Below are 19781 nucleotides of genomic sequence, written 5' to 3'. Positions count from 1 at the left end.
ATGAAAGATTTCTTTTTAAACTTTACGAAAATATTAGAGACCAATCCAAAAATTTATTGGAGTGTTATCGTTGGTATTGTTGGCTGTTTGATTTTATATATTGCTGAAATTGTGCATATTCAAAATGTGTTGGCTCAGATGAGTGGTCAAGACACAGCGGTTATTCGGACAGTTATTGATCCAATCGCACAAGGTTATCAATGGTCACGTATTGCGTTGATTATTTTAGCTCTGGTTTGGTCAAATGTTGAATATCGTAAAACCAAAAAGTCAATAAAGAAATCTTCATGATGTAATGGGTGATAGACATGGGAAAAAATATATGCGATTTATAATAGTTCGGCATTTTCTTGTGTCTTTTGCTTGGATGGTGTTGGCGACCAGTCTTTGTACGTTATTTCAATTTTATTCTGCATACGATTTTTTCTGGCCCATAATATGTGCCATCATGAGTGTTTCAGGTTTTGTCTTCTCTGTGGTATTTGCCATTTATCAGTTTAAATTAAAGCAAAATCTTCGGCTTACGATTATTTTAGCGGGTGTGTTAGCAATTTATTTGATTGTTTTATTCTATGGTTTTATCCATGTGAAAATAGATTGGCAAGCGATTTCTGAAGGAAAATTACAACTTAGATTATGGCAGCAATGGCTTAAATCAGAACTTTCTTTTTGGCTTGCATTTTTGGTTCCATTTATCATGTCCTTTGTGATCTACACATTTAAATCCAAACAAAATTCATCAACCTAATATGGCTTATCTTTTATTATTTCTCTCCGCATTTGGTGCAGCCACACTATTGCCAATGCAGTCAGAAGCGGTATTGGTGGGACTTCTGGTACAAGCACATCATTCTGCATATTTACTTGTTCTTGTTGCAACCATTGGAAATGTATTAGGCTCATGTGTGAATTGGTATTTAGGACTGAAAATAGAACAATTCAAAGATAAAAAATGGTTTCCTGTTTCTGAGAAAAATATGCTCAAAGCGGAAAAAATATATCAAAAGTATGGTTTTTGGTCGTTACTATTCAGTTGGACCCCTGTGATTGGTGATCCAATTACGCTTATCGCAGGATTAATGAAAGAAAAATTTTGGCGTTTTTTGTTGATTGTGACCATTGCTAAAGCAGGTAGATATTCTGTGATCTACCTGATTTTTAGCGGATGGATTTAGTTGCAGTCTTTGAGTTTAAATTGTATTTCGTCGTTGAATGAACTTGGTTTGAATGTCCATAAGGTTCGATAAGAACGTTTTACTTGTACTTGAGTCTGCTCAACGGCTTGGATGACTTGTTGATCGATTGCATTTACGCCTGATAATTGAGTTAATTTAACGCGCTTTACCTTACCTTGTTGATCGACTTTAAACTTAAATTTGACGGTTCGATCTTTGTTTTTGAGTAAAACAGCATCAAGGGAGAGTTGAGGCTGTTGCATATAATGGAAGGCAACAGACTTATCTTGTGTCTGCTTTATCCAATGTTTTGAATTAAAAGTAAAGTGACATTCAGACAGTTGTCCCTGACCCTGTGTATTGTCTTGGGCATTTTCAATAGTTAAAGTAAAAGTTTGATAACCGACTATCGGAACGGCTTTACCATTTTTACTATATGGTTTTACTTTGGCAGCTTCTACAGCATCAATGAGCTTTTGATCGAGTGCCGTGATTCCGGTACTTTCTTGTACTTCAGCATCTGTGACTTGCCCTGAGCTGTTGGCACTCACGCGGATGATGGCAGAACGATCCTGTGTTTTTAATTCTGCTGTATGATATTGAATTTGAGGAAACTTAATCCACTGTATCCGTGTCGTGAGGTGTAAAGGAGCATTGCGTTCAGATTGCTCTCCTTTAACTTGTATTGTTGGAAGTTTATCTGCGCTATAGCCATAAGTTGAAAGGCATATCAGACCAGGAATGAAAAGAGCTTTATTCATAAGTTTAGCTTTCCATGCAGCTGAGTGTGCATGAGGTTAATTTAATTGTGCAGAGTATTTATCGAATTTACTTATCTCGCAATAGAAAATGCACCTTAAGGTGCATTTTTTACGATTATTTAAGCTGATAATCGTTATTTTTTTACTTGGGTGATATCGACTGAAAATAGATCAGAGGTTTTAATCCAACTGATCGCAACGACTGCCATAGTCATACATCCGCCAAATACAGTTGCTGTAATCGTACCCAAATATTTTGCTGCGAGTCCAGATTCGAAAGCACCGAGCTCATTACTCGATGAAACAAACATACCATTCACAGCTGCAACGCGACCACGCATATTTTCAGGAGGGTAGACTTGTAAAATAGTTTGGCGCACCACCACAGAAATACTGTCACATGCACCTGTCATGCCTAAAGCAAACAAAGAAAGCCATAGATTGTTTGAACATGCGAAAATAATGGTAAAGATTCCGAAACCCGCAACCGCAATCAGCATATTCCTCCAAGCGTGATGCGTTGGTGGGAATTTAGTGAGCGCAATCATGGTGATCAGCGCACCGATTGACGGTGCTGCACGTAGATATCCCAAACCTTCAGGACCTACTTTCAGAATATCTTCAGCAAAGATAGGAAGTAAGGCGATAACACCACCAAACAACACTGAAACTAAATCCAGTGAAATTGCCCAAAGTACAATTTTGGTTTTCCAGATAAATCGAAAACCTTCGCTTAAACTGTCCCAGAGACTGTCTTGTTCCATGGTGGGAAAAGTACGCTTTTTTAACAGTGTGATTAAGCAAAAGCAGGTAAATAAAAGCATGGAGACAGAAAGTAAACTATTTTCCCTTCCAATTCCAGCAAGCATAAAACCGCCAAGCATGGGACCAATAATGACACCACTTTGCCACCCAATTGTGGTCCAAGTTGCACCATTGGCATACAGTTCACGGGGAATCAAAAAAGGTTTTAATGATGTTGCAGATGGATTATAGAAACCGCGAATAGTACCTAAGGCAAAAATTACAGCATAAATGCCCCAAGACAGGGTGGTGACCCCAATCTGTTCATGATCATAACTGTGAAATAAATACCAAAGTACTAAAGGTAAGGGAAAAGAACAGAATAAACAGACTTTCATAATACTTTGTTTATTCAGTTTATCGGCAAAATAACCTCCCCACAGTGACAAGGCGATAAAAGGAATTGCCTCAGCCAATCCAATCAAACCCAGCGTAAGCGGGTCCTTGGTAATTTGATAAAGGGAGTAAGCGACAATAATTTCTTGGATCAAAATTGCCAGCGTTAAACAAAATTGATTGATGGTGACGATGGAGAAATCTCGATAGCGAAGTGCAGCAAAAGCATCCTGTGCAGGGGTCATAACTGTCCAGTTTTATCATGATGTGACGATTATAAAGATTAAATGTGGATTCTCCTTGTAAAAAATGATGGAATTTTCATCGGAAATTACATTGAATAACCAATAAATAGTGCGAGGTTTTGCTTTTGTTTTGTACAGAGATGATTTAGAATATTGCCTCCCTTACCTGCAGGTCGTATTCGCAATGGTGCGAACGTACCGAACAGGTGTTTAAAGAGGTTGTTATGGCTAAGTTAAAAACTCGCCGTGGTGCAGCTAAGCGTTTCAAAGCGACTGCTAACGGTTTCAAGCGTAAACAAGCGTTCAAACGCCACATTTTGACCAAAAAATCTGCTAAACGTATTCGTCAATTGCGCGGTTGTGTCATGGTTCACGTAAGTGACATGAATTCAGTTCGTCGTATGTGCCCATACATCTAAGGAGATTATAAATGGCTCGTGTAAAACGTGGTGTACAGGCTCATCGCCGTCATAAAAAAATTCTTGCTCGTGCTAAAGGTTACTATGGCGCGCGTTCACGTGTTTATCGTGTAGCGTTCCAAGCAGTAATTAAAGCAGGTCAATACGCTTACCGTGACCGTCGTCAAAAGAAACGTCAATTCCGTGCTTTATGGATTGCGCGTATCAATGCTGGTGCTCGTCAAAATGGTTTGTCGTACAGCCGTATGATCGATGGCTTGAAAAAAGCTCAAGTGATCATCGACCGTCGCGTACTTGCTGACATTGCTATGCATGACTCAGTTGCGTTTGCTGCTTTAGCTGAAAAAGCTAAAGGTGCATTAGCTGCTTAATCATCTTTGATGATTGAAAAGAGACCGCTTTTTAGCGGTCTTTTTTATGACTGAATGTTGGCGTTTGAATAGCATTAATTTTTAATCGTGAGGTTATAGAGCATTTATGCGTAGGCAATACCATTTCCGCCGTGTGGGTAACGATACTTATATTTGGGATGTACAGCATTTGGTTGCATTGAGCCGAGACTTGCCAATTCATGAGGTTTTATTATCCGAGATACAGGAACTGAACGAACCTTATTGGTTTCCAGATAAACATCCCACGACACAGCAAATAATTGAACATGTTCAACTGATCCAAGAGGCTGATTTAGCTTATCCTATTATTCTGTCAGCAGATGGAAGAGTCATGGATGGGATGCATCGCGTTGCCAAGACAAAATTACTCAACCACCAAAGCATCCATGCCGTTCGCTTCGACATTACGCCACCGCCTGACTATCTCAATGTGGATGAAGATGATTTAGATTATGGGGATGACCTGGCTGATGAAAGAGCCTAGAGATAAACATACTGAATAAAAATTTGAATAGGTCCAGTAGAAACGTGAAGTTATTACATAATATCAACGTGAAACTATTATAGATTTTAAAATAGCTCGCATACAGTAGAAGGATAAAGTAAAAATATTCTGGAGTATTTATGCGTGTAGAAATCGCGGGTTTGCAGCAAGGTGCCATTGAAGTTGAATTACAATTATTGCCAAGAATCGGTGAAACTTTAAAAGTGATGTATGGTGCAGATGCTGAAGTGAAAGGCGAAGTTACTGCTGTTGAACACTATATTAATCAGCATGCCAATGAACATAAAGTGATCTTGACGATCCGTCCACTTTTCTGAAAGTTGATCTTTCAGTTGAATAAAATATTTTTTAAATTCTTGTGATAAAAAGTAGCTGCTGGGGCTGCTTTTTTTATTAAGAAGTGAATTGCAATGAATAAAATTAATGTGGTGGGAACCTCTGCTGTTGGTAAATCAACATTTGCAAAAAAGCTTGCTGAAAAACTACAACTCAATTATATCGAGTTGGATGATTTGTTTTGGCTTGATGATTGGGAAGAAACTCCAGACAATGCTTTTTTCTTGAAAATTCAAAAGGCAATTGATTTGGCCGGCAATGGATTTGTAATCGATGGAAATTATACGCGAACAATACCTATCAAATGGCAGGCAGTTGATACTGTTATTTGGTTAGACCTTCCTTTTCATATCAATCTTTACCAATCTATAAAACGTGCACTATCACGGGCAATTTTTAACAAGAAGCTCTGGGAACATTCGAATAATCGTGAGAGTTTTAGTAAAATGTTCAGTACGGATTCAATTATTTGGTGGATGATTAAAACTCACCAAAAAAATCGCCAGCAATATATTGCAATGATGAATGATCCTCAATATTCACATATTCAGTTTATACATTTGAAATCCCGAAAAGATTGCGATCAATTTTTACGTTCGCGCTAAGTCATTTATGCTTGGCTAAATTTTACAAATCATTGGAACAGGCATGATGATGAAGGATTTTTAAATTATTTTGTGATCATTTTGATTTGGAAGTGATCTGTATTTTTATTGAGCGACATCAAATCCCATAAGTCCTGATTTTTTAAGGTGATATGATGAAACCACCATTGAATCAGTGACTTATAGCAATTGTGATGATTGCGTTACATCGGTTAAAAAGAGAAGTGAAAGACAGACAGGAAAATAAAATGAACGATTCCGAGTTATTAACAACTTTACAAGAACAGATAAAGCGTGGAGAAAAATATAGCTATTTGTGTTTTTGGGGGCATCGTCAAAAGACGCAAGAAAAGATAGACAAGAGCTGTTTAAGCCAATGGTATCCAGCAGAATTTAACATTGATGGTATTGATTATCAAAATACTGAACAATATATGATGGCGCAGAAAGCCAAACTGTTCAAGGACGAAAATGTTTTTCAAAAAATTTTATGGACAAAGGATCCAAAGGAGATCAAAGCATTAGGACGTCAGGTCAAAAACTATCAAGATGAGATTTGGATTGCACATCGTTATGAGATTGTGGTTCAAGGAAATCTGGCAAAGTTTTCCCAAAATAAGAGTCTGCAACAATTTTTGTTGAGTACCTCTGAGCAAATCATTGTTGAAGCTTCACCTGTGGATCGGATTTGGGGGATTGGTTTAGCTGCTGATCATACAGATGCAATGAATCCACTAAAATGGCAAGGTTTAAATTTATTAGGATTCGCATTGATGGAAGTGAGAAAGCAACTTTAGGCTTGCTTTCTCTTGAGTACTGGTTTTATCCGGATGTTTAAGGTTTACAATCCAAAATAATAAGCAGCCAGACAGATAAGAATAGTCACGACAATTAAAGCAAAAACGCCTGTTTTTGCGGGTTTGTGTTCATGATTTGTATGGGAGGGGTGAGCACTAAAAGATTGGCGGTTTTCAGTTTTAATGTTCTCAACAGTGTCAAATGGAGATGCAATGGCTTTAGGGGTTAAACGTGCCGATTGATAGTGATTGGCAACTTTGACAATAAATTTTGCTTTTAAATCTTCAATCTTCTGTAAGAAGTGACGCAAATTCATTTGTTGTTCTGGACTAAGGCTTTGCGCATTTTCATCATAGGGATGTTTTATTTTTGCCAAAATAAATTCTTCAAGTGCATCGAAACGGTATAGGGTTTCATTGGCATAATCAGCTTGATCATCACTTGGAAAAAGGGCAAGTTTAAGACTGGTATCATCCGCGATATATTCACTGCTATTTAAACCATAATAAGGTAAGTCTTTGTTTACTGGTTCCGGAAAACCTTTGGCATATTGGCTGTCAAACAACTCATTGTCCGTATATACCTGAATATCATCCCAGTTGGGTGTAACGAGATCTTGCTCGATACGTTTAATGAGTTTTGCATTAAGATCATAACGCCAGAATATTTCTGTTCGAATATTTGCACGTTGCTGTTCTGGCGCTTCATAGTCATTGTCTGCGCTATACCATTCCGGCAGTTCTTTACCAAAAATCCAAGCGGATTTCTTTTGAGATTCGTGACTGACAATAAAGTGAGGAATCGCCAATAATTCAACATTCGCATTGGGATTTTGTTCATCATTCAAAAGGCTGGAACTATGTAAGCTGATGCGATATACACCTTGCTTTTTTAGACCCTCAAGCCAGATTTGAAAATGTTGGGCTAGAAGATGCTGGGTGGTTAAATCTCTAAAGCCAAAAGCATGATGATTAAAAATGGCATGGTCCACCCAACGAGAAAAACTAATTTCTTGGCTAAGATATTGATTGCCATAAGTGACGAGTGCAAGTTGGCGTTTCCAGATTTGATCAAGTGCCATTTTTTATAGATCTCAGTGACATTGGATTTATTTTATACCGTTTATAAATCAGAGTTCTAGCGTTTCAACAGTATTCAAACATGGAAATATACAAATTATTGGGAATTAGTTGTGACTAATCGTATTTTTCGTCAGGAGGAAACTTCAATCAACTGCATAAAAACTGTTAGAATATGCAGTTATATTATTTTTCTAAAATATTGCTTTGAGAGTTACTATGTCACTGGAAGCCCTGACCACTGAAGCGCTCGCTGCGATTGCAGCAGCTCAAGACCTTGCAACACTCGATCAAGTACGAGTGCAATTTACAGGGAAAAAAAGCCAGCTCGCGGAACAATCTAAGGCACTTGGTAAAATGGATCCTGAAGAACGTAAAGTTCAGGGTGCAGCGATTCATGCAGTACGTGAGGCCATCTCTACAGCATTGACAGAGCGCCAAGAGCAATTACAAAAAGCGGCGCTAGAACAAAAGCTTGCAAGTGAAACCATTGATATTACCTTGCCGGGTCGTGGACAGGCTGTCGGGAGTATTCATCCTGTTACTCAAGTTCAGGAACGAATTTGCCAGTTTTTTACCAAAGCTGGCTTTACTGTTGCAACTGGTCCAGAAGTTGAGGATGACTATCACAACTTTGAAGCACTGAATATTCCAGGTCATCATCCAGCACGTGCAATGCATGATACGTTTTATTTTGATGCCAATCATTTATTGCGTACGCATACCTCAGGCGTGCAAGTCCGTACCATGGAAAACAATCAGCCCCCGATCCGTATTGTATGCCCTGGTCGTGTCTATCGTTGCGACTCTGACCAAACGCATTCACCAATGTTTCATCAAATCGAAGGTTTGTACGTTGCTGAAAATACCAGTTTTGCAGAATTAAAAGGCTTGCTGATTAACTTGTTAAACGAGTTTTTTGAAAAAGACTTGAAAGTCCGTTTCCGTCCTTCATATTTCCCGTTCACTGAGCCAAGTGCTGAAGTGGATATCATGGATGAGCGTGGTCGTTGGTTGGAAGTTCTAGGTTGCGGTATGGTGCACCCAAATGTATTGCAAGCAGCGGGTATTGATCCTGAAAAATATAAAGGTTTTGCCTTTGGTTTAGGTGTAGAACGTTTTGCAATGTTGCGTTACGGCATTAACGATTTACGAATGTTCTATCAAAACGATGTGCGTTTTTTACGCCAATTTGCTTAACACATTTATACCTCTCCCTGACCTCTACTCAACAGAGAGCGATGTCATAGACAAAAAAGAGGAAGGGGGCTCCTGATTTTCAAAGGGAGTTAGAGAGGAATCCATAGATATTGAATATAGGTTTTAAAAATGAAAATTAGCGAAAATTGGCTTCGCACATGGGTTAACCCGGCAATTGATAGTGATACTTTATCTGACCAACTCACTATGTTGGGGCTTGAAGTAGATGAACTTTTACCAGCGGCTCAACCATTTACCGGTGTTGTGGTGGGTGAAGTTTTAACGGTCATTCAGCATCCTGATGCAGATCGTTTACGTGTGACTACTGTAAACATTGGTTCAGGAGAACCTCTGCAAATCGTCTGTGGTGCACCGAATGTGCGTGTGGGCATGAAAGCACCCGTTGCGACAATTGGGGCTGTACTTCCTGGTGATTTTAAAATCAAGAAAGGCAAGCTACGTGGCGTTGAATCACAAGGAATGTTATGCGGTGCTTCGGAAATTGATCTTGAAGATAAAATCGATGGGCTGTTGGAGCTTCCCGATGATGCACCGATTGGTGTAAATATTCGTGAGTATTTAAATCTGGATGACCATGTCATTGATATCAGCATTACTCCAAATCGTGGAGACTGTTTTAGTATCCGTGGTGTAGCCCGTGAAATTGGTGTAATTAACCAACTTCCAGTGACAGCTCCTGAAATTACAGAAGTGGCTGCAACCATTGCAGATCAAAAACAAGTCCATGTCAGCACTGAAGGATGTCCACGTTATTTAGGTCGAGTCATCAGAAATGTCAATACCAAAGCCGCTACACCTGAATGGATGGAGCAGGCTTTGGCACGTTCAGGCATTCGTCAACACAGTATTTTGGTGGATATTACCAACTATGTTTTGATGGAGTTAGGACAGCCATTACATGCTTTTGATGGTGGTCAAGTTCAAGGTTCAGTCCATGTACGTCAAGCGACAGCCAACGAAAAACTTGTTTTATTAAATGAGCAAGAAATCGAATTGACTGAAGATGTCATGGTCATTGCCGATGATACAAAAGCTCTTGCTATTGCCGGGATCATGGGGGGATTATCTTCTTCTGTAACAGATGCAACCACAGAGATCTTCCTTGAATCTGCTTTCTTTGCACCATTGCACATTGCAGGTCGTGCACGTCGTTATGGCTTACATACGGACGCATCACAACGTTATGAACGTGGTGTGGATTTTGAATTGCCAATGATCGCGATGCATCGCGCATCACAATTGATTCAAAGTTTGGCAGGTGGTGAATTTGGTCCAATCACTGTGGCTGAACGCGCAGAGCTTTTACCTAAACGTGAAGCCATTGAATTAACTCAAGCACAAGTTGATCAATTGCTTGGTTATCCTGTTGAGTCAGCATTTATTACCGATGCCCTTGAGCGTTTAGGTTGTGTGGTAACAGTCAAAGCTGAAGGTAAGTGGACGGTCGTACCTCCATCACATCGCTATGATATGGCCATTTATCAGGACTTAATTGAAGAAGTTGCACGTATTCATGGTTATGACAATATCCAAATTAGTTTACCTGTGATTGATGTCAAACTTGCCAAACATCAAGATCAGTTTGAATTGGCTCAACTGCGTCAAACACTGGTGACTTTAGGCTATCAGGAAGCAATCAGTTTTAGCTTTGCGGATTTAAAACTTGAAAAGCAATTAAATTCTCAAGTTAATCCATTAGCATTGGCAAATCCAATTTCAAGTGATTTGGCAGTGATGCGTTCTACTTTGCTGTCTAGCTTGATCCCTTGCGTTCAATACAATATTAACCGCCAACAAAGCCGTGTGCGTTTTTTTGAGTTAGGTTTACGTTTTGATTATCAAAATGCTCAAACTATTGATGACTTGAACCAGATTCCAACTTTGGCAATGATTGCTGTGGGGCCAAAGCAAGCGGAATCATGGCATGGCAAAGCACAGCCTATGGATTTCTTTGACTTTAAAGGAGAAGTTGAAGAAGTTTTAGCTGCTGGACGGGTTCAGGTTGAATACGTACGTTCTGAACGAGAGTGGTTGCATCCAGGTCAGTCAGCAGAAATTTTAATTGATGGAAGATCAATCGGTTATTTGGGACGTTTACATCCATCTTTAGAAAATGCACTGGATTTGAGCACGACCTGGGTTGCCGAACTTGATCAATCGGCTGTTTTGCAAACTTATGTATCTAATTTTACAGAATTATCACGATTTCCGTCGGTTAGACGTGATATTGCGCTTGTAATTAATGATAAGATTAATGTCAGTGAAATTCAGCAACTTATTGAAAAAACCGGTGGAGCGCTTTTAGACTCTACATGGTTATTCGATGTGTATACAGGGCAAGGTGTTGAGCAAGGTAAGCGCTCTTTGGCATTTGCATTGTTATGGCAACATCCATCACGTACACTTGAAGATGCTGAAATTAAATCCGGTATGGATCATATCATTCAAGTGTTAGAAAGCACTTACCAAGCGACATTGAGGGCCTCATGACAGCATTAACAAAAGCAGAAATGGCTGATCATTTAAGTGAGCTTACGAGTTTAAACCGTCGTGAAGCAAAACAAATGGTCGAGTTGTTCTTTGACGAAATTAGCCAAGCATTAATTGCAGGCGAACAAGTTAAACTTTCAGGTTTTGGTAATTTTGAACTACGTGACAAGCGTCAACGTCCAGGTCGAAACCCTAAAACTGGCGAAGAAATTCCAATTTCGGCACGTCGAGTTGTTACGTTCCGCGCAGGACAGAAGTTTAGACAGCGTGTAGGCACAGAACAAGAAGGTTAATTTTCCACCTTGATTCTGAAAAAACCCCAAGCCACTTTGCTTGGGGTTTTTTATTACCCACTTAATATTGGCTTTTCAGAATCATGCATCGGGGGCTTATTGTAGTGGTGTATTGACTTGAATATCCAAGCTCGTTGTAGCATAAAAGCGTGGTGTTTAATTTTACGCTGATGTGATCTCATCTCATCCAGCTGTTGGAAGCTCATATTGTAAAATATAATTTTTCTTGCTCAATAAAATCAATAGGATATGTCTATTGTTGAAAAGTATAAAGATTTCATGGTCACTCTTTACTTTCAAAGTCTCAATGCATTTGTCTAGGCAATGCCTTAATCTGCTTAACCCATTATTTGCTTAATCGTATACCTGTATTGTAAAAAAGCGGTGCTTGGTTTTATTCATATACTCCTGTTTAACATGGCGACATTCATGTCACCGCAGCAGAGAAAATTCTCTAGGATTGGAAGTACAGGAGAAATGAATCATCAAAATCTTCTAAAAATTTGTATAAAAAGCATAAAGTTCATTGGATAACAATGATTGAAATCCAACCTCCTCTATGAACAATCAGGCGTTTTTGATGATAAAAGCAAATAGCTGATTTTTTTTAATAATTAATGTGAGAGAAGAGTGATCGAGTGAGTATATGTCAATCGGGGAGATTGATAGACTTTAAATGAAGAGGGAACTAAACTGGCGGGGCTATATTGATTCGGTATACCCATGTTTATTATTTAAATATTGGTCAGTTAAGTTGAAAAGAATACATAAAATTAAAAGCAAAAAAAAGAGAACCAAAGGTTCTCTTTTTTTGATAATAATCTAAGCGATTATTATTGAGCAGCTGAAGCAGCAGCTGAAGCGTCAGCAGCAGCAGCAGTAGCGTCAGAAGCAGCAGCAGTAGCGTCTGCAGCAGCAGTAGCAGCAGCGTCAGTTGCAGAAGCAGCAGCAGCGTCAACAGCAGCAGTAGCTTCAGAAGCAGCTTCTACAGCTTGAGAAGCAGCAGCGTTTGCATCAGCAGCAGCTTCTTCAGTTTTTTTAGCACAACCAACGAAAGCTAAAGTAGTAGCAACTGCAGCAGCAATAGCGATTTTTTTGAATAACATGGCATCACTCTCATAAAATTAATTGAGACAAAAAACCCAAGTTAGCCTGTTTTTTGCTTTTTGCATGAGCAGTCTAACTGGTATGCGAATATGCTATCACTGCGCATTTTGAATTGCTACTGTCTAGATGAAAAAAACTGACCAAATTGATGAAAAAATGATGATTTTTTAACAGTTAATTACAATTAATTCGCACTTTTAGATTGGTTTATTGATAATTAAGTTATTAAAAAATATAAAAAATATAGGAGGATGACTTTTATATTCAATTATTTGCAAAATACTGTTACGCCAAAAAACAGCAATTGTATATTTATGTAAATTCTGTCAACCAAAAAAAGGCCACTGTATCAGTGACCTTTTTTGACTTTTATTGCAATTAGTTTGCAGCTTTACGTTTCATTTGATCGAAGAAATCATCGTTGGTTTTGGTTTCTTTCATACGATCTAGAAGGAATTCCATCGCAGCTAATTCATCCATTGGGTGAAGAAGTTTACGTAAGATCCAAACTTTGCGTAGGTTTTCTTCACTCATGAGACGTTCTTCACGACGAGTACCAGATTTCTTGATATTCATGGCAGGGAAGACACGTTTTTCAGCAATACGACGATCAAGAGTAATCTCTTGGTTACCAGTACCTTTGAATTCTTCGTAGATCACTTCGTCCATCTTACTGCCTGTTTCAATCAAAGCAGTAGAAATGATTGTCAGTGAGCCGCCTTCTTCAATGTTACGTGCAGCACCAAAGAAACGTTTCGGGCGTTCAAGCGCATGTGCATCTACACCACCAGTCAATACTTTGCCTGATGACGGTACAACAGTGTTGTAAGCACGTGCTAAACGAGTGATTGAGTCTAGTAGAATCACTACATCTTTCTTATGCTCAACGAGACGTTTGGCTTTTTCGATCACCATTTCGGCAACTTGTACATGACGTGCTGGAGATTCATCAAATGTTGATGCAACAACCTCGCCGCGAACAGTACGTTCCATTTCAGTCACTTCCTCTGGACGTTCATCAATTAAGAGAACGATCAAGAAGCACTCAGGGTTGTTACGTACAATAGACTGTGCAATGTTCTGTAATAACATTGTTTTACCGGCCTTAGGCGGTGCAACAATAATAGAACGTTGACCTTTACCAATAGGAGCAACTAAGTCAACTACACGCGCAGTTAAATCTTCCGTTGAACCATTGCCCAGTTCCATCACCAATTGCTCAGTGGGAAACAGTGGGGTTAAGTTTTCGAATAAGATTTTATTACGTGAATTTTCAGGTGTGTCGTAGTTAATTTGATTAACTTTTAATAATGCAAAGTAACGTTCACCTTCTTTGGGTGGGCGAATCGTACCCGTAATCGTGTCACCCGTGCGGAGGTTGAAACGACGGATTTGTGATGGGCTAACATAGATGTCATCAGGACCTGCAAGATAAGAACCTGCAGCCGAGCGTAGAAAGCCGAAACCATCAGACAAAATTTCAAGAACACCATCACCAAAGATTTCTTCACCATTCATTGCATGGCGCTTTAGGATGGCAAAAATGATGTCTTGCTTACGGTTACGAGCCATTCCTTCAAGGCCCATAAACTCAGCAATTTTAATGAGTTCGCCAATCGGTTTTTTCTTGAGTTCAGTTAAATTCATAAATGGTCAGATTGAATAAGGATGTGTGGAACACAGATAAAGAGAAAAGAAGCAAAAGTCGCCAACAGTGCAATAGGTGAGTTGATGTTGTATAGACACAAAAACAAACTCAGAGTCTATGTAGTTCTTTCGAGGAGAAATATGTCAAACAATTTCTGTTGCCGAACGGCGATCTTATGTGTTGTCCTTTAAGAAACAGGCAGAGAATCCTTATGTTCCTTGAGCATGAAATATAAGTGAGATCAACAAGTTTGTCAAATTATAGTCGAAAAAAAATACGCTAGAAAATCAAGCGTATTTTTTGCTTTTGCAGATTTATATAAATAATCTATAAATTCAGCAAATTAAATATTTTCTTCGATGAAAGCCGTAAGTTTGGATTTTGGTACAGCACCGATTTGCTGAGCAACCACTTCACCATTTTTAAACATCAATAATGCTGGAATGTTACGGATATTATAGTTGACCGCAGTTGCTTCACATGCAGTCACATCGACTTTAACAATCTTTACTTTACCTTCAAATTCTGTAGAAAGTACTTCCAGAACAGGTGCGATGGCTTTACATGGTGCACACCAACCTGCCCAGAAATCTACAATTACAGGAATATCTGATTCAAGTACGTCTGCTGCGAAGTTGTCATCAGTTGTGTTTACGATATTGCCAGACATGGATTTTGCTCCAAAAATATTTTAAAGATGAATCAATCTATGAGGCTAAGTATTACATAGACATCTTTAACAATGTAGGGGAATATTTAAATTTTCATTCTTATTGATGAGAATGTCCAATTGATGCTCACGATATTTACAATCGGTTCCTTAGAAAACTCAATCTAATTGTCACATAATTGTCATATATGCTGAAAAAATAATGACTCATCAAATTGTCTAAATAAATGGCTTTTAAAAAACGTGCATGTGAATTAATCTAAGCAACAATTCAGTATGAGTTTGTATAAATAATGTCTGATTTTTTGATTGATGAAGAATTACTTGCTGCCATCGATATGGGGTCGAATAGCTTCCATTTAGCAATTGCTCGCGTGGATCATGGTGAAGTTAAAAAAGTTGCTTCGATGTCAGAAAAAGTTCAGCTTGCGGCTGGATTGGACGAGAATAAAAACTTAACTGAAGCAGCACAACAACGAGGTTTAGCTTGTCTGGCACGTTTTGTGGGAAGATTAAGCTCAGTGCAGCCGAATCGTTTACGAATTGTTGCAACCAACGCGTTGCGTCAAGCGAAAAATGGGCATGAATTTATTCAAAAAGCTGCTGAAATTCTACCTAAGCCGATAGAAATCATTGCAGGACGCGAGGAAGCACGATTAATTTATTTAGGTGTTTCTCATACCATGGTGAACAGTGGGCGCCGTCTGGTAATTGATATTGGTGGTGGTTCTACAGAATTGATTATTGGTGAAGAATTTGAGCCAATTCATACTGAATCTTTACAAATGGGCTGTGTTGCATTTACCAAAGCCTATTTCCCAGAAGGCGATATCAACAGCAAAGCTTTTGAAAAAGCAGTTGTCGCTGCACGTAAAGAACTCTCGTCGATCGCCAATACCTATAAGGCAGCAGGTTGGGATACTGTGGTTGGGTCGAGTGGAACCATCAAAGCGTGTCGCCAAATTGCTGTCAATATGGGCTGGAGTGATGGACAAGAAAATTTAACCCGAGAAGGTTTAGAAAAATTAAAAGATAAACTTCTAAAATTTAAACATATCTCCGATATGGAGTTTGATGGATTAAAAGAAGATCGTCGTGCTGTTTTACCCGCAGGTATTGCAATTCTTTATGCTGTTTTCGAAGTTCTGAATATAGATAAGCTGGTTTATTCGGATGGTGCGCTAAGAGAAGGTGTCATGTATGACTTGCTTGGGCGTTTTCAACATGAAGATATCCGAGACCGTAGTGTGCAAGCGATGGTGGGGCGTTATGGTGCAGATGCCAAACAAGCCGAACGCGTGGTTGAAACAGCACAACATCTTTTTAATGGTGTCGCACATACCTTACATTTAAATAGTGATGACAGCGATCTGTTGCGTCGCGCAGCTTATTTACATGAAATTGGTCTGGCGATTAGTCATAGTGGTTATCAAAAACACAGTGCTTATCTTTTACAGCATTCCGATATTCCTGGTTTCTCTCAAATTGATCAGAATCATTTGTCACATTTGGTCGCTCACCATCGTCGTAAATTACGTACAGATGCCAAACTTGATGTGTTAAAAGTAGGCGGAAACAAGCTAATACATCTGTGTTTGCTCCTCCGTCTCGCTGTTTTACTCAATCACAGTCGCAGTGATGAGATGCTTCCTGCCATTGAATTGACAGTGGATAATGCGCAACAATGGCAACTCAGCGTTTCTGGCGATGCCAAGCAATGGCCTTTACTGGTTGCAGATTTGCATGATGAGCAAGTGCAATTTAAGCATTGGGACATTGAATTGAATATTCAGTCGGAACAGTTTATCGATTAACTAAAGGTCATGTGCTGATTGAATGAATTGTATAAACCATTCAATAGCACTTGATCCTGAACTTCCGATGTGTGAGGCATCGGTGAATTAGGGATAATACTCGACTTATGAAAAATAAAGCTGCTCAATCTAAAGCTTGGAAAACGGTTCAAATTGCACGTCACCCTGAACGCCCGCAATTTTTGGATTATGTAGGCGAAATTTTCACTGAATTCGACACCTTACATGGTGATCGCCTGTATGGTGATGATGGTGCAATGGTCGGTGGTTTGGCGCGTTTTAATGGTCAGGCTGTCATGGTCGTTGGCCAGCATCGAGGTCGTAGTACCCGTGAAAAATTACAACATAACTTTGGGATGTGTAATCCAGAAGGTTATCGTAAGTCACAGCGTCTGTTGGACATGGCAGAGCGTTTTAATCTTCCGGTATTTACATTTATTGATACGATGGGGGCTTACCCGGGTATTGGTGCTGAAGAACGCGGACAAGCGGAAGCGATAGCAACCAGTCTTGCGCAACTTTCAAGTCTTAAAGTTCCTGTTATTGCAACAGTATTAGGTGAAGGTGGCTCTGGAGGAGCGTTGGGAATTGGTGTGGCAGATCGTGTGGTTATGCTGTCTCATAGCATTTATTCAGTGATTTCACCAGAAGGCTGCGCTTCTATTTTATGGAAAACAGCCGACAAAGCAGAACAAGCCAGTGAGGCACTTGCACTTACAGCAGACAAACTCAAAGAATTGGGTGTAGTTGAATATGTGGTCGATGAAGGCGAGGGAGCACATTTGCAACCATTTGAGGTTATGGAAAAACTCAAAGATGTGTTAAAACAAGCGCTTGATGAATTACAGCCTATGACTGCGGAAGAGCGATGCGAAGCACGTTATCAACGTTTAATGAAGTTTGGCAGCGACAATTTAGGTCTTGCTTCTTAAAACAGCACTCACAATTTGCTGAAAATACCCATTTTCTCGTCGGATGCAGTGGTGGCATGGATTCCATGCTATTACTGCATTTGATGGCACAGTTTTTCCCTCATCACGTTCGTGCAATATACGTCAACCATCAGCTACAAACCGCCAGTGATGAATGGGCTGAGTTTGTTGCCCAACAATGTACCCTCTTAAAAATTCCCTGCATTATTCAAAATGTACAGGTTGCAGCAGGCAATCTTGAAAATCAAGCGCGCCAAGCCCGTTATGATGCCTACCTACAACATATAAAAACTGATGAAGTATTGGTACTCGCCCATCATCAACAAGATCAAGCTGAAACTCTGATTTTACGGCTATTGTCAGGTGCAGGTGTTGCAGGATTATCTGCGATGAAATCAAAAGATCAGCGTGAACAGTTGACCATTTGGCGACCATTATTGGATATTTCACGTGAGCAGATTTGCCAATGGGTGCAACAGTTACAGATTGCCTATGTCAATGATCCGACTAATCTCGATACACAGTATGATCGTGCGTGGTGTAGGCATGAACTTTGGCATATTTTGCAAAGCCGCTATCCCAAAATGCAACAGGCATTGGCACGCACCAGTTATTTGATGCAGGACGCCAATGAAATTCTCAATGATGTGCTGCAACAAGATCTCCTTTTTTGTGGAGATCAAGAAAAGCTTGATTTAGTAAAACTCAAGCAATTGTCATTGGCTAGACAGCGACAGCTTTTATCTTCCTGGATGAAAGGGCAGGACACCTATCGACCAGCTTTTGAAATGGTACAACGCTTACAGGATGAAGTGATAGACTCTAAAACAGACTCGCAAGCAGCATTACACTGGAATCATTTCTACTATTTACGCTACCAAAATCATTTATATCGGGTTGAACAACAAGAGTATTTAGCGGCTCAATCGAAACAGCAAGTTCCCGAACAGACATTTCAGTTTCATCTTCATCAGCAACTACAATTCACATCTGGTGTATTTCAGATTGAACGCTCTAAAATAGGTCTATCTTTTGCATTATTTGACCAGAAGCTGACATTGAAACCACGATTAGGTGGTGAAAAAATTCATCTTTATGGCAGAATAGGTACTTGGCCGTTAAAAAAAGCGATTCAAGAAGCACATATTTTTCCGTGGATGCGTCATACAATTCAAATATTAAGTGTAGATAATGTTATGCTTGGGGTGTTTACACCAAATGGTTTTTGGTTGGCACAGTCTGAATACTGTGAAGTCGGTGGTTGGCAACCAAATTTAATCTCTAAGATAAAAACTAAGGTCGAGTGTGATTCATGAGTGCAGCTTTAAATTGTAATATTACTTTCATTGGTGGTGGGAATATGGCTCAAGCCCTAATCGGTGGTTTATTGAGTCGTGGATTACCTGCTACGCGTATTACAGTTTCTGATCCCTTTGAAAAAATTCGACTGTTGTTGCAAGAAAAAGATGTTCATGTCACTGAGGACAATATCGAAGCGATTAAACATGCAGATATTGTTGTATTTGCTGTAAAACCTCAAGTTTTAGGAAGTGTGCTGAAGCCGTTGAAGGGGTTGCTGGATGACAAACTGCTGATTTCGATTGTTGCAGGTGCTGAAATTAAAACAATTGCAGATTTGACAGGCAGTGAGCGAATTGTTCGTGTAATGCCGAATACGCCTGCATTGGTTCAGACTGGTGCGCATGGTATCTATGCCAATGAAGACGTGACTGCAAAAGACCGTGAATTAGCCACACAGGTTCTTGCGGCAACAGGTTTAACCATTTGGGTAAATTCAGAGGCACAGATTGATGCTGTAACCGCAGTTTCGGGTTCAGGTCCTGCATATTTCTTCTATATGATGGAAAGTATGATCCGTGCGGGTAAAAATATGGGGCTGGATGAAAAAGTAGCAACAGCATTGACGTTGCAAACAGCATTGGGAGCAGCGCAAATGGCAATTACCAGTTCTAGCGCTCCATCTGATTTACGTAAAAACGTAACTTCTCCGAATGGTACAACTCAAGCGGCTTTAGAAGTATTTGATCGCGCTCAAATCTCTCAAAATATTCAAACAGCTTTGGCTGCTGCGCAAAAGCGTAGTCAGGAATTGGCTCAAGAATTAAGCGACAGTATTAAATAATTTTTGAT

Annotated in this window: 22 protein-coding genes; 16 read left to right on the top strand and 6 right to left on the bottom strand. The window is 39.5% G+C overall.

Going from position 1 to position 19781, the window contains the following annotated elements; genetic code table 11:
- Genes OSH00_RS03195 through OSH00_RS03185 form a run of 3 tightly spaced genes read left to right on the top strand, consistent with a single transcriptional unit; the run spans position 1 to position 1175 of the window.
- Entirely contained in the window at positions 1 to 291 is a 291-nt protein-coding gene (locus tag OSH00_RS03195) for a hypothetical protein (protein ID WP_266129190.1), read from the top strand.
- Between the two features lie 31 nt (positions 292 to 322).
- Positions 323 to 748, top strand: coding sequence for a hypothetical protein (locus OSH00_RS03190; protein ID WP_266129189.1), 426 nt, complete (start codon positions 323 to 325; stop codon positions 746 to 748).
- 1 nt (position 749) lies between these two features.
- Positions 750 to 1175 carry a YqaA family protein gene (locus OSH00_RS03185; RefSeq protein WP_266129188.1) on the top strand — a complete coding sequence of 142 codons (426 nt, stop codon included), beginning with the start codon at positions 750 to 752 and terminating at the stop codon, positions 1173 to 1175.
- Here the strand turns inward: OSH00_RS03185 and OSH00_RS03180 are convergent.
- Both OSH00_RS03180 and OSH00_RS03175 read right to left on the bottom strand, forming a co-directional pair.
- Complete coding sequence (locus OSH00_RS03180) at positions 1172 to 1936, bottom strand: energy transducer TonB (protein ID WP_266129187.1); 765 nt, start codon at positions 1934 to 1936, stop codon at positions 1172 to 1174. The two genes, OSH00_RS03185 and OSH00_RS03180, sit on opposite strands and share 4 nt — an antisense overlap.
- 134 nt (positions 1937 to 2070) lie before the next feature.
- Complete coding sequence (locus OSH00_RS03175; protein ID WP_266129186.1) at positions 2071 to 3321, bottom strand: MFS transporter; 1251 nt, start codon at positions 3319 to 3321, stop codon at positions 2071 to 2073.
- Between the two features lie 224 nt (positions 3322 to 3545).
- Between OSH00_RS03175 and rpmI the strand changes: the two genes are divergently transcribed.
- The 6 genes from rpmI to OSH00_RS03145 all read left to right on the top strand — a co-directional run bounded on the left by rpmI (position 3546) and on the right by OSH00_RS03145 (position 6375).
- Entirely contained in the window at positions 3546 to 3740 is a 195-nt protein-coding gene (gene rpmI, locus OSH00_RS03170) for a 50S ribosomal protein L35 (protein WP_002054552.1), read from the top strand.
- Between the two features lie 11 nt (positions 3741 to 3751).
- Complete coding sequence (rplT, locus tag OSH00_RS03165; protein WP_004723060.1) at positions 3752 to 4111, top strand: 50S ribosomal protein L20; 360 nt, start codon at positions 3752 to 3754, stop codon at positions 4109 to 4111.
- Between the two features lie 106 nt (positions 4112 to 4217).
- Positions 4218 to 4616, top strand: a complete 399-nt coding sequence (locus tag OSH00_RS03160; protein ID WP_266129185.1) for a hypothetical protein — start codon at positions 4218 to 4220, stop codon at positions 4614 to 4616.
- Between the two features lie 140 nt (positions 4617 to 4756).
- On the top strand, positions 4757 to 4954 hold the full coding sequence (locus tag OSH00_RS03155) for a hypothetical protein (protein WP_004827866.1): 198 nt from the start codon (positions 4757 to 4759) through the stop codon (positions 4952 to 4954).
- A gap of 93 nt (positions 4955 to 5047) precedes the next feature.
- Positions 5048 to 5578 (top strand): P-loop NTPase family protein, encoded by a 531-nt coding sequence (locus OSH00_RS03150; RefSeq protein WP_266129184.1) that lies wholly within the window; start codon positions 5048 to 5050, stop codon positions 5576 to 5578.
- A gap of 248 nt (positions 5579 to 5826) precedes the next feature.
- On the top strand, positions 5827 to 6375 hold the full coding sequence (locus OSH00_RS03145) for an NADAR family protein (protein ID WP_266129183.1): 549 nt from the start codon (positions 5827 to 5829) through the stop codon (positions 6373 to 6375).
- Between the two features lie 44 nt (positions 6376 to 6419).
- On the opposite strand, the gene OSH00_RS03140 is transcribed toward OSH00_RS03145, so the two are convergent.
- Positions 6420 to 7457: a hypothetical protein gene (locus OSH00_RS03140; RefSeq protein ID WP_266129182.1), complete on the bottom strand. Its 1038-nt coding sequence runs from the start codon at positions 7455 to 7457 to the stop codon at positions 6420 to 6422.
- Between the two features lie 217 nt (positions 7458 to 7674).
- Between OSH00_RS03140 and pheS the strand changes: the two genes are divergently transcribed.
- From pheS to OSH00_RS03125, 3 genes are all read left to right on the top strand, one after another.
- Positions 7675 to 8655 (top strand): phenylalanine--tRNA ligase subunit alpha, encoded by a 981-nt coding sequence (gene pheS / locus OSH00_RS03135; protein WP_196075396.1) that lies wholly within the window; start codon positions 7675 to 7677, stop codon positions 8653 to 8655.
- Positions 8656 to 8784: 129 nt separating this feature from the next.
- Positions 8785 to 11166 carry a phenylalanine--tRNA ligase subunit beta gene (pheT, locus tag OSH00_RS03130; protein WP_266129181.1) on the top strand — a complete coding sequence of 794 codons (2382 nt, stop codon included), beginning with the start codon at positions 8785 to 8787 and terminating at the stop codon, positions 11164 to 11166.
- Entirely contained in the window at positions 11163 to 11459 is a 297-nt protein-coding gene (locus OSH00_RS03125) for an integration host factor subunit alpha (RefSeq protein ID WP_004827881.1), read from the top strand. Before pheT ends, OSH00_RS03125 begins: the two co-directional genes overlap by 4 nt.
- A gap of 833 nt (positions 11460 to 12292) precedes the next feature.
- On the opposite strand, the gene OSH00_RS03120 is transcribed toward OSH00_RS03125, so the two are convergent.
- From OSH00_RS03120 to trxA, 3 genes are all read right to left on the bottom strand, one after another.
- Positions 12293 to 12565, bottom strand: coding sequence for a hypothetical protein (locus OSH00_RS03120; protein ID WP_005030898.1), 273 nt, complete (start codon positions 12563 to 12565; stop codon positions 12293 to 12295).
- 379 nt (positions 12566 to 12944) lie between these two features.
- The gene (gene rho, locus OSH00_RS03115; protein ID WP_004827884.1) at positions 12945 to 14213 is read right to left on the bottom strand and encodes a transcription termination factor Rho; all 1269 of its coding nucleotides are present in this window, start codon (positions 14211 to 14213) and stop codon (positions 12945 to 12947) included.
- A 344-nt stretch (positions 14214 to 14557) separates the two neighbouring features.
- Entirely contained in the window at positions 14558 to 14884 is a 327-nt protein-coding gene (trxA, locus tag OSH00_RS03110; RefSeq protein ID WP_004827886.1) for a thioredoxin, read from the bottom strand.
- Between the two features lie 293 nt (positions 14885 to 15177).
- Here trxA and ppx point away from each other — a divergent pair, with 293 nt between their 5' ends.
- From ppx to proC, 4 genes are all read left to right on the top strand, one after another.
- The gene (ppx, locus tag OSH00_RS03105) at positions 15178 to 16698 is read left to right on the top strand and encodes an exopolyphosphatase (protein WP_266129180.1); all 1521 of its coding nucleotides are present in this window, start codon (positions 15178 to 15180) and stop codon (positions 16696 to 16698) included.
- A gap of 107 nt (positions 16699 to 16805) precedes the next feature.
- Positions 16806 to 17630 carry an acetyl-CoA carboxylase carboxyltransferase subunit alpha gene (locus OSH00_RS03100; RefSeq protein ID WP_266129179.1) on the top strand — a complete coding sequence of 275 codons (825 nt, stop codon included), beginning with the start codon at positions 16806 to 16808 and terminating at the stop codon, positions 17628 to 17630.
- The gene (gene tilS, locus OSH00_RS03095; RefSeq protein ID WP_266129178.1) at positions 17567 to 18946 is read left to right on the top strand and encodes a tRNA lysidine(34) synthetase TilS; all 1380 of its coding nucleotides are present in this window, start codon (positions 17567 to 17569) and stop codon (positions 18944 to 18946) included. The genes OSH00_RS03100 and tilS overlap by 64 nt, the downstream gene beginning before the upstream one ends.
- Positions 18943 to 19773 (top strand): pyrroline-5-carboxylate reductase, encoded by an 831-nt coding sequence (gene proC, locus OSH00_RS03090; protein WP_196075401.1) that lies wholly within the window; start codon positions 18943 to 18945, stop codon positions 19771 to 19773. Before tilS ends, proC begins: the two co-directional genes overlap by 4 nt.
- The last annotated feature ends 8 nt before the right edge of the window (positions 19774 to 19781 follow it).

This window comes from Acinetobacter nematophilus, from assembly GCF_026344175.1.
GTDB classification, from domain to species: Bacteria; Pseudomonadota; Gammaproteobacteria; order Pseudomonadales; family Moraxellaceae; genus Acinetobacter; species Acinetobacter nematophilus.
The sequence above is the reverse complement of the archived record's forward strand: the minus strand, read 5'-3'. Positions and strand labels throughout refer to the sequence as shown.

Bases quoted from the DNA above. Each gene is read 5' to 3' on its own strand.
- OSH00_RS03125 (WP_004827881.1), top strand. From the start codon at position 11,163: ATGACAGCATTAACAAAAGCAGAAATGGCTGATCATTTAAGTGAGCTT.
- OSH00_RS03160 (WP_266129185.1), top strand. From the start codon at position 4,218: ATGCGTAGGCAATACCATTTCCGCCGTGTGGGTAACGATACTTATATT.
- rho (WP_004827884.1), bottom strand. From the start codon at position 14,213: ATGAATTTAACTGAACTCAAGAAAAAACCGATTGGCGAACTCATTAAA.
- OSH00_RS03100 (WP_266129179.1), top strand. From the start codon at position 16,806: ATGAAAAATAAAGCTGCTCAATCTAAAGCTTGGAAAACGGTTCAAATT.
- OSH00_RS03120 (WP_005030898.1), bottom strand. From the start codon at position 12,565: ATGTTATTCAAAAAAATCGCTATTGCTGCTGCAGTTGCTACTACTTTA.
- proC (WP_196075401.1), top strand. From the start codon at position 18,943: ATGAGTGCAGCTTTAAATTGTAATATTACTTTCATTGGTGGTGGGAAT.
- OSH00_RS03140 (WP_266129182.1), bottom strand. From the start codon at position 7,457: ATGGCACTTGATCAAATCTGGAAACGCCAACTTGCACTCGTCACTTAT.
- rplT (WP_004723060.1), top strand. From the start codon at position 3,752: ATGGCTCGTGTAAAACGTGGTGTACAGGCTCATCGCCGTCATAAAAAA.
- pheS (WP_196075396.1), top strand. From the start codon at position 7,675: ATGTCACTGGAAGCCCTGACCACTGAAGCGCTCGCTGCGATTGCAGCA.
- ppx (WP_266129180.1), top strand. From the start codon at position 15,178: ATGTCTGATTTTTTGATTGATGAAGAATTACTTGCTGCCATCGATATG.
- OSH00_RS03185 (WP_266129188.1), top strand. From the start codon at position 750: ATGGCTTATCTTTTATTATTTCTCTCCGCATTTGGTGCAGCCACACTA.
- OSH00_RS03155 (WP_004827866.1), top strand. From the start codon at position 4,757: ATGCGTGTAGAAATCGCGGGTTTGCAGCAAGGTGCCATTGAAGTTGAA.
- pheT (WP_266129181.1), top strand. From the start codon at position 8,785: ATGAAAATTAGCGAAAATTGGCTTCGCACATGGGTTAACCCGGCAATT.
- tilS (WP_266129178.1), top strand. From the start codon at position 17,567: ATGCGAAGCACGTTATCAACGTTTAATGAAGTTTGGCAGCGACAATTT.
- OSH00_RS03145 (WP_266129183.1), top strand. From the start codon at position 5,827: ATGAACGATTCCGAGTTATTAACAACTTTACAAGAACAGATAAAGCGT.
- trxA (WP_004827886.1), bottom strand. From the start codon at position 14,884: ATGTCTGGCAATATCGTAAACACAACTGATGACAACTTCGCAGCAGAC.
- rpmI (WP_002054552.1), top strand. From the start codon at position 3,546: ATGGCTAAGTTAAAAACTCGCCGTGGTGCAGCTAAGCGTTTCAAAGCG.
- OSH00_RS03195 (WP_266129190.1), top strand. From the start codon at position 1: ATGAAAGATTTCTTTTTAAACTTTACGAAAATATTAGAGACCAATCCA.
- OSH00_RS03190 (WP_266129189.1), top strand. From the start codon at position 323: ATGCGATTTATAATAGTTCGGCATTTTCTTGTGTCTTTTGCTTGGATG.
- OSH00_RS03180 (WP_266129187.1), bottom strand. From the start codon at position 1,936: ATGAATAAAGCTCTTTTCATTCCTGGTCTGATATGCCTTTCAACTTAT.
- OSH00_RS03175 (WP_266129186.1), bottom strand. From the start codon at position 3,321: ATGACCCCTGCACAGGATGCTTTTGCTGCACTTCGCTATCGAGATTTC.
- OSH00_RS03150 (WP_266129184.1), top strand. From the start codon at position 5,048: ATGAATAAAATTAATGTGGTGGGAACCTCTGCTGTTGGTAAATCAACA.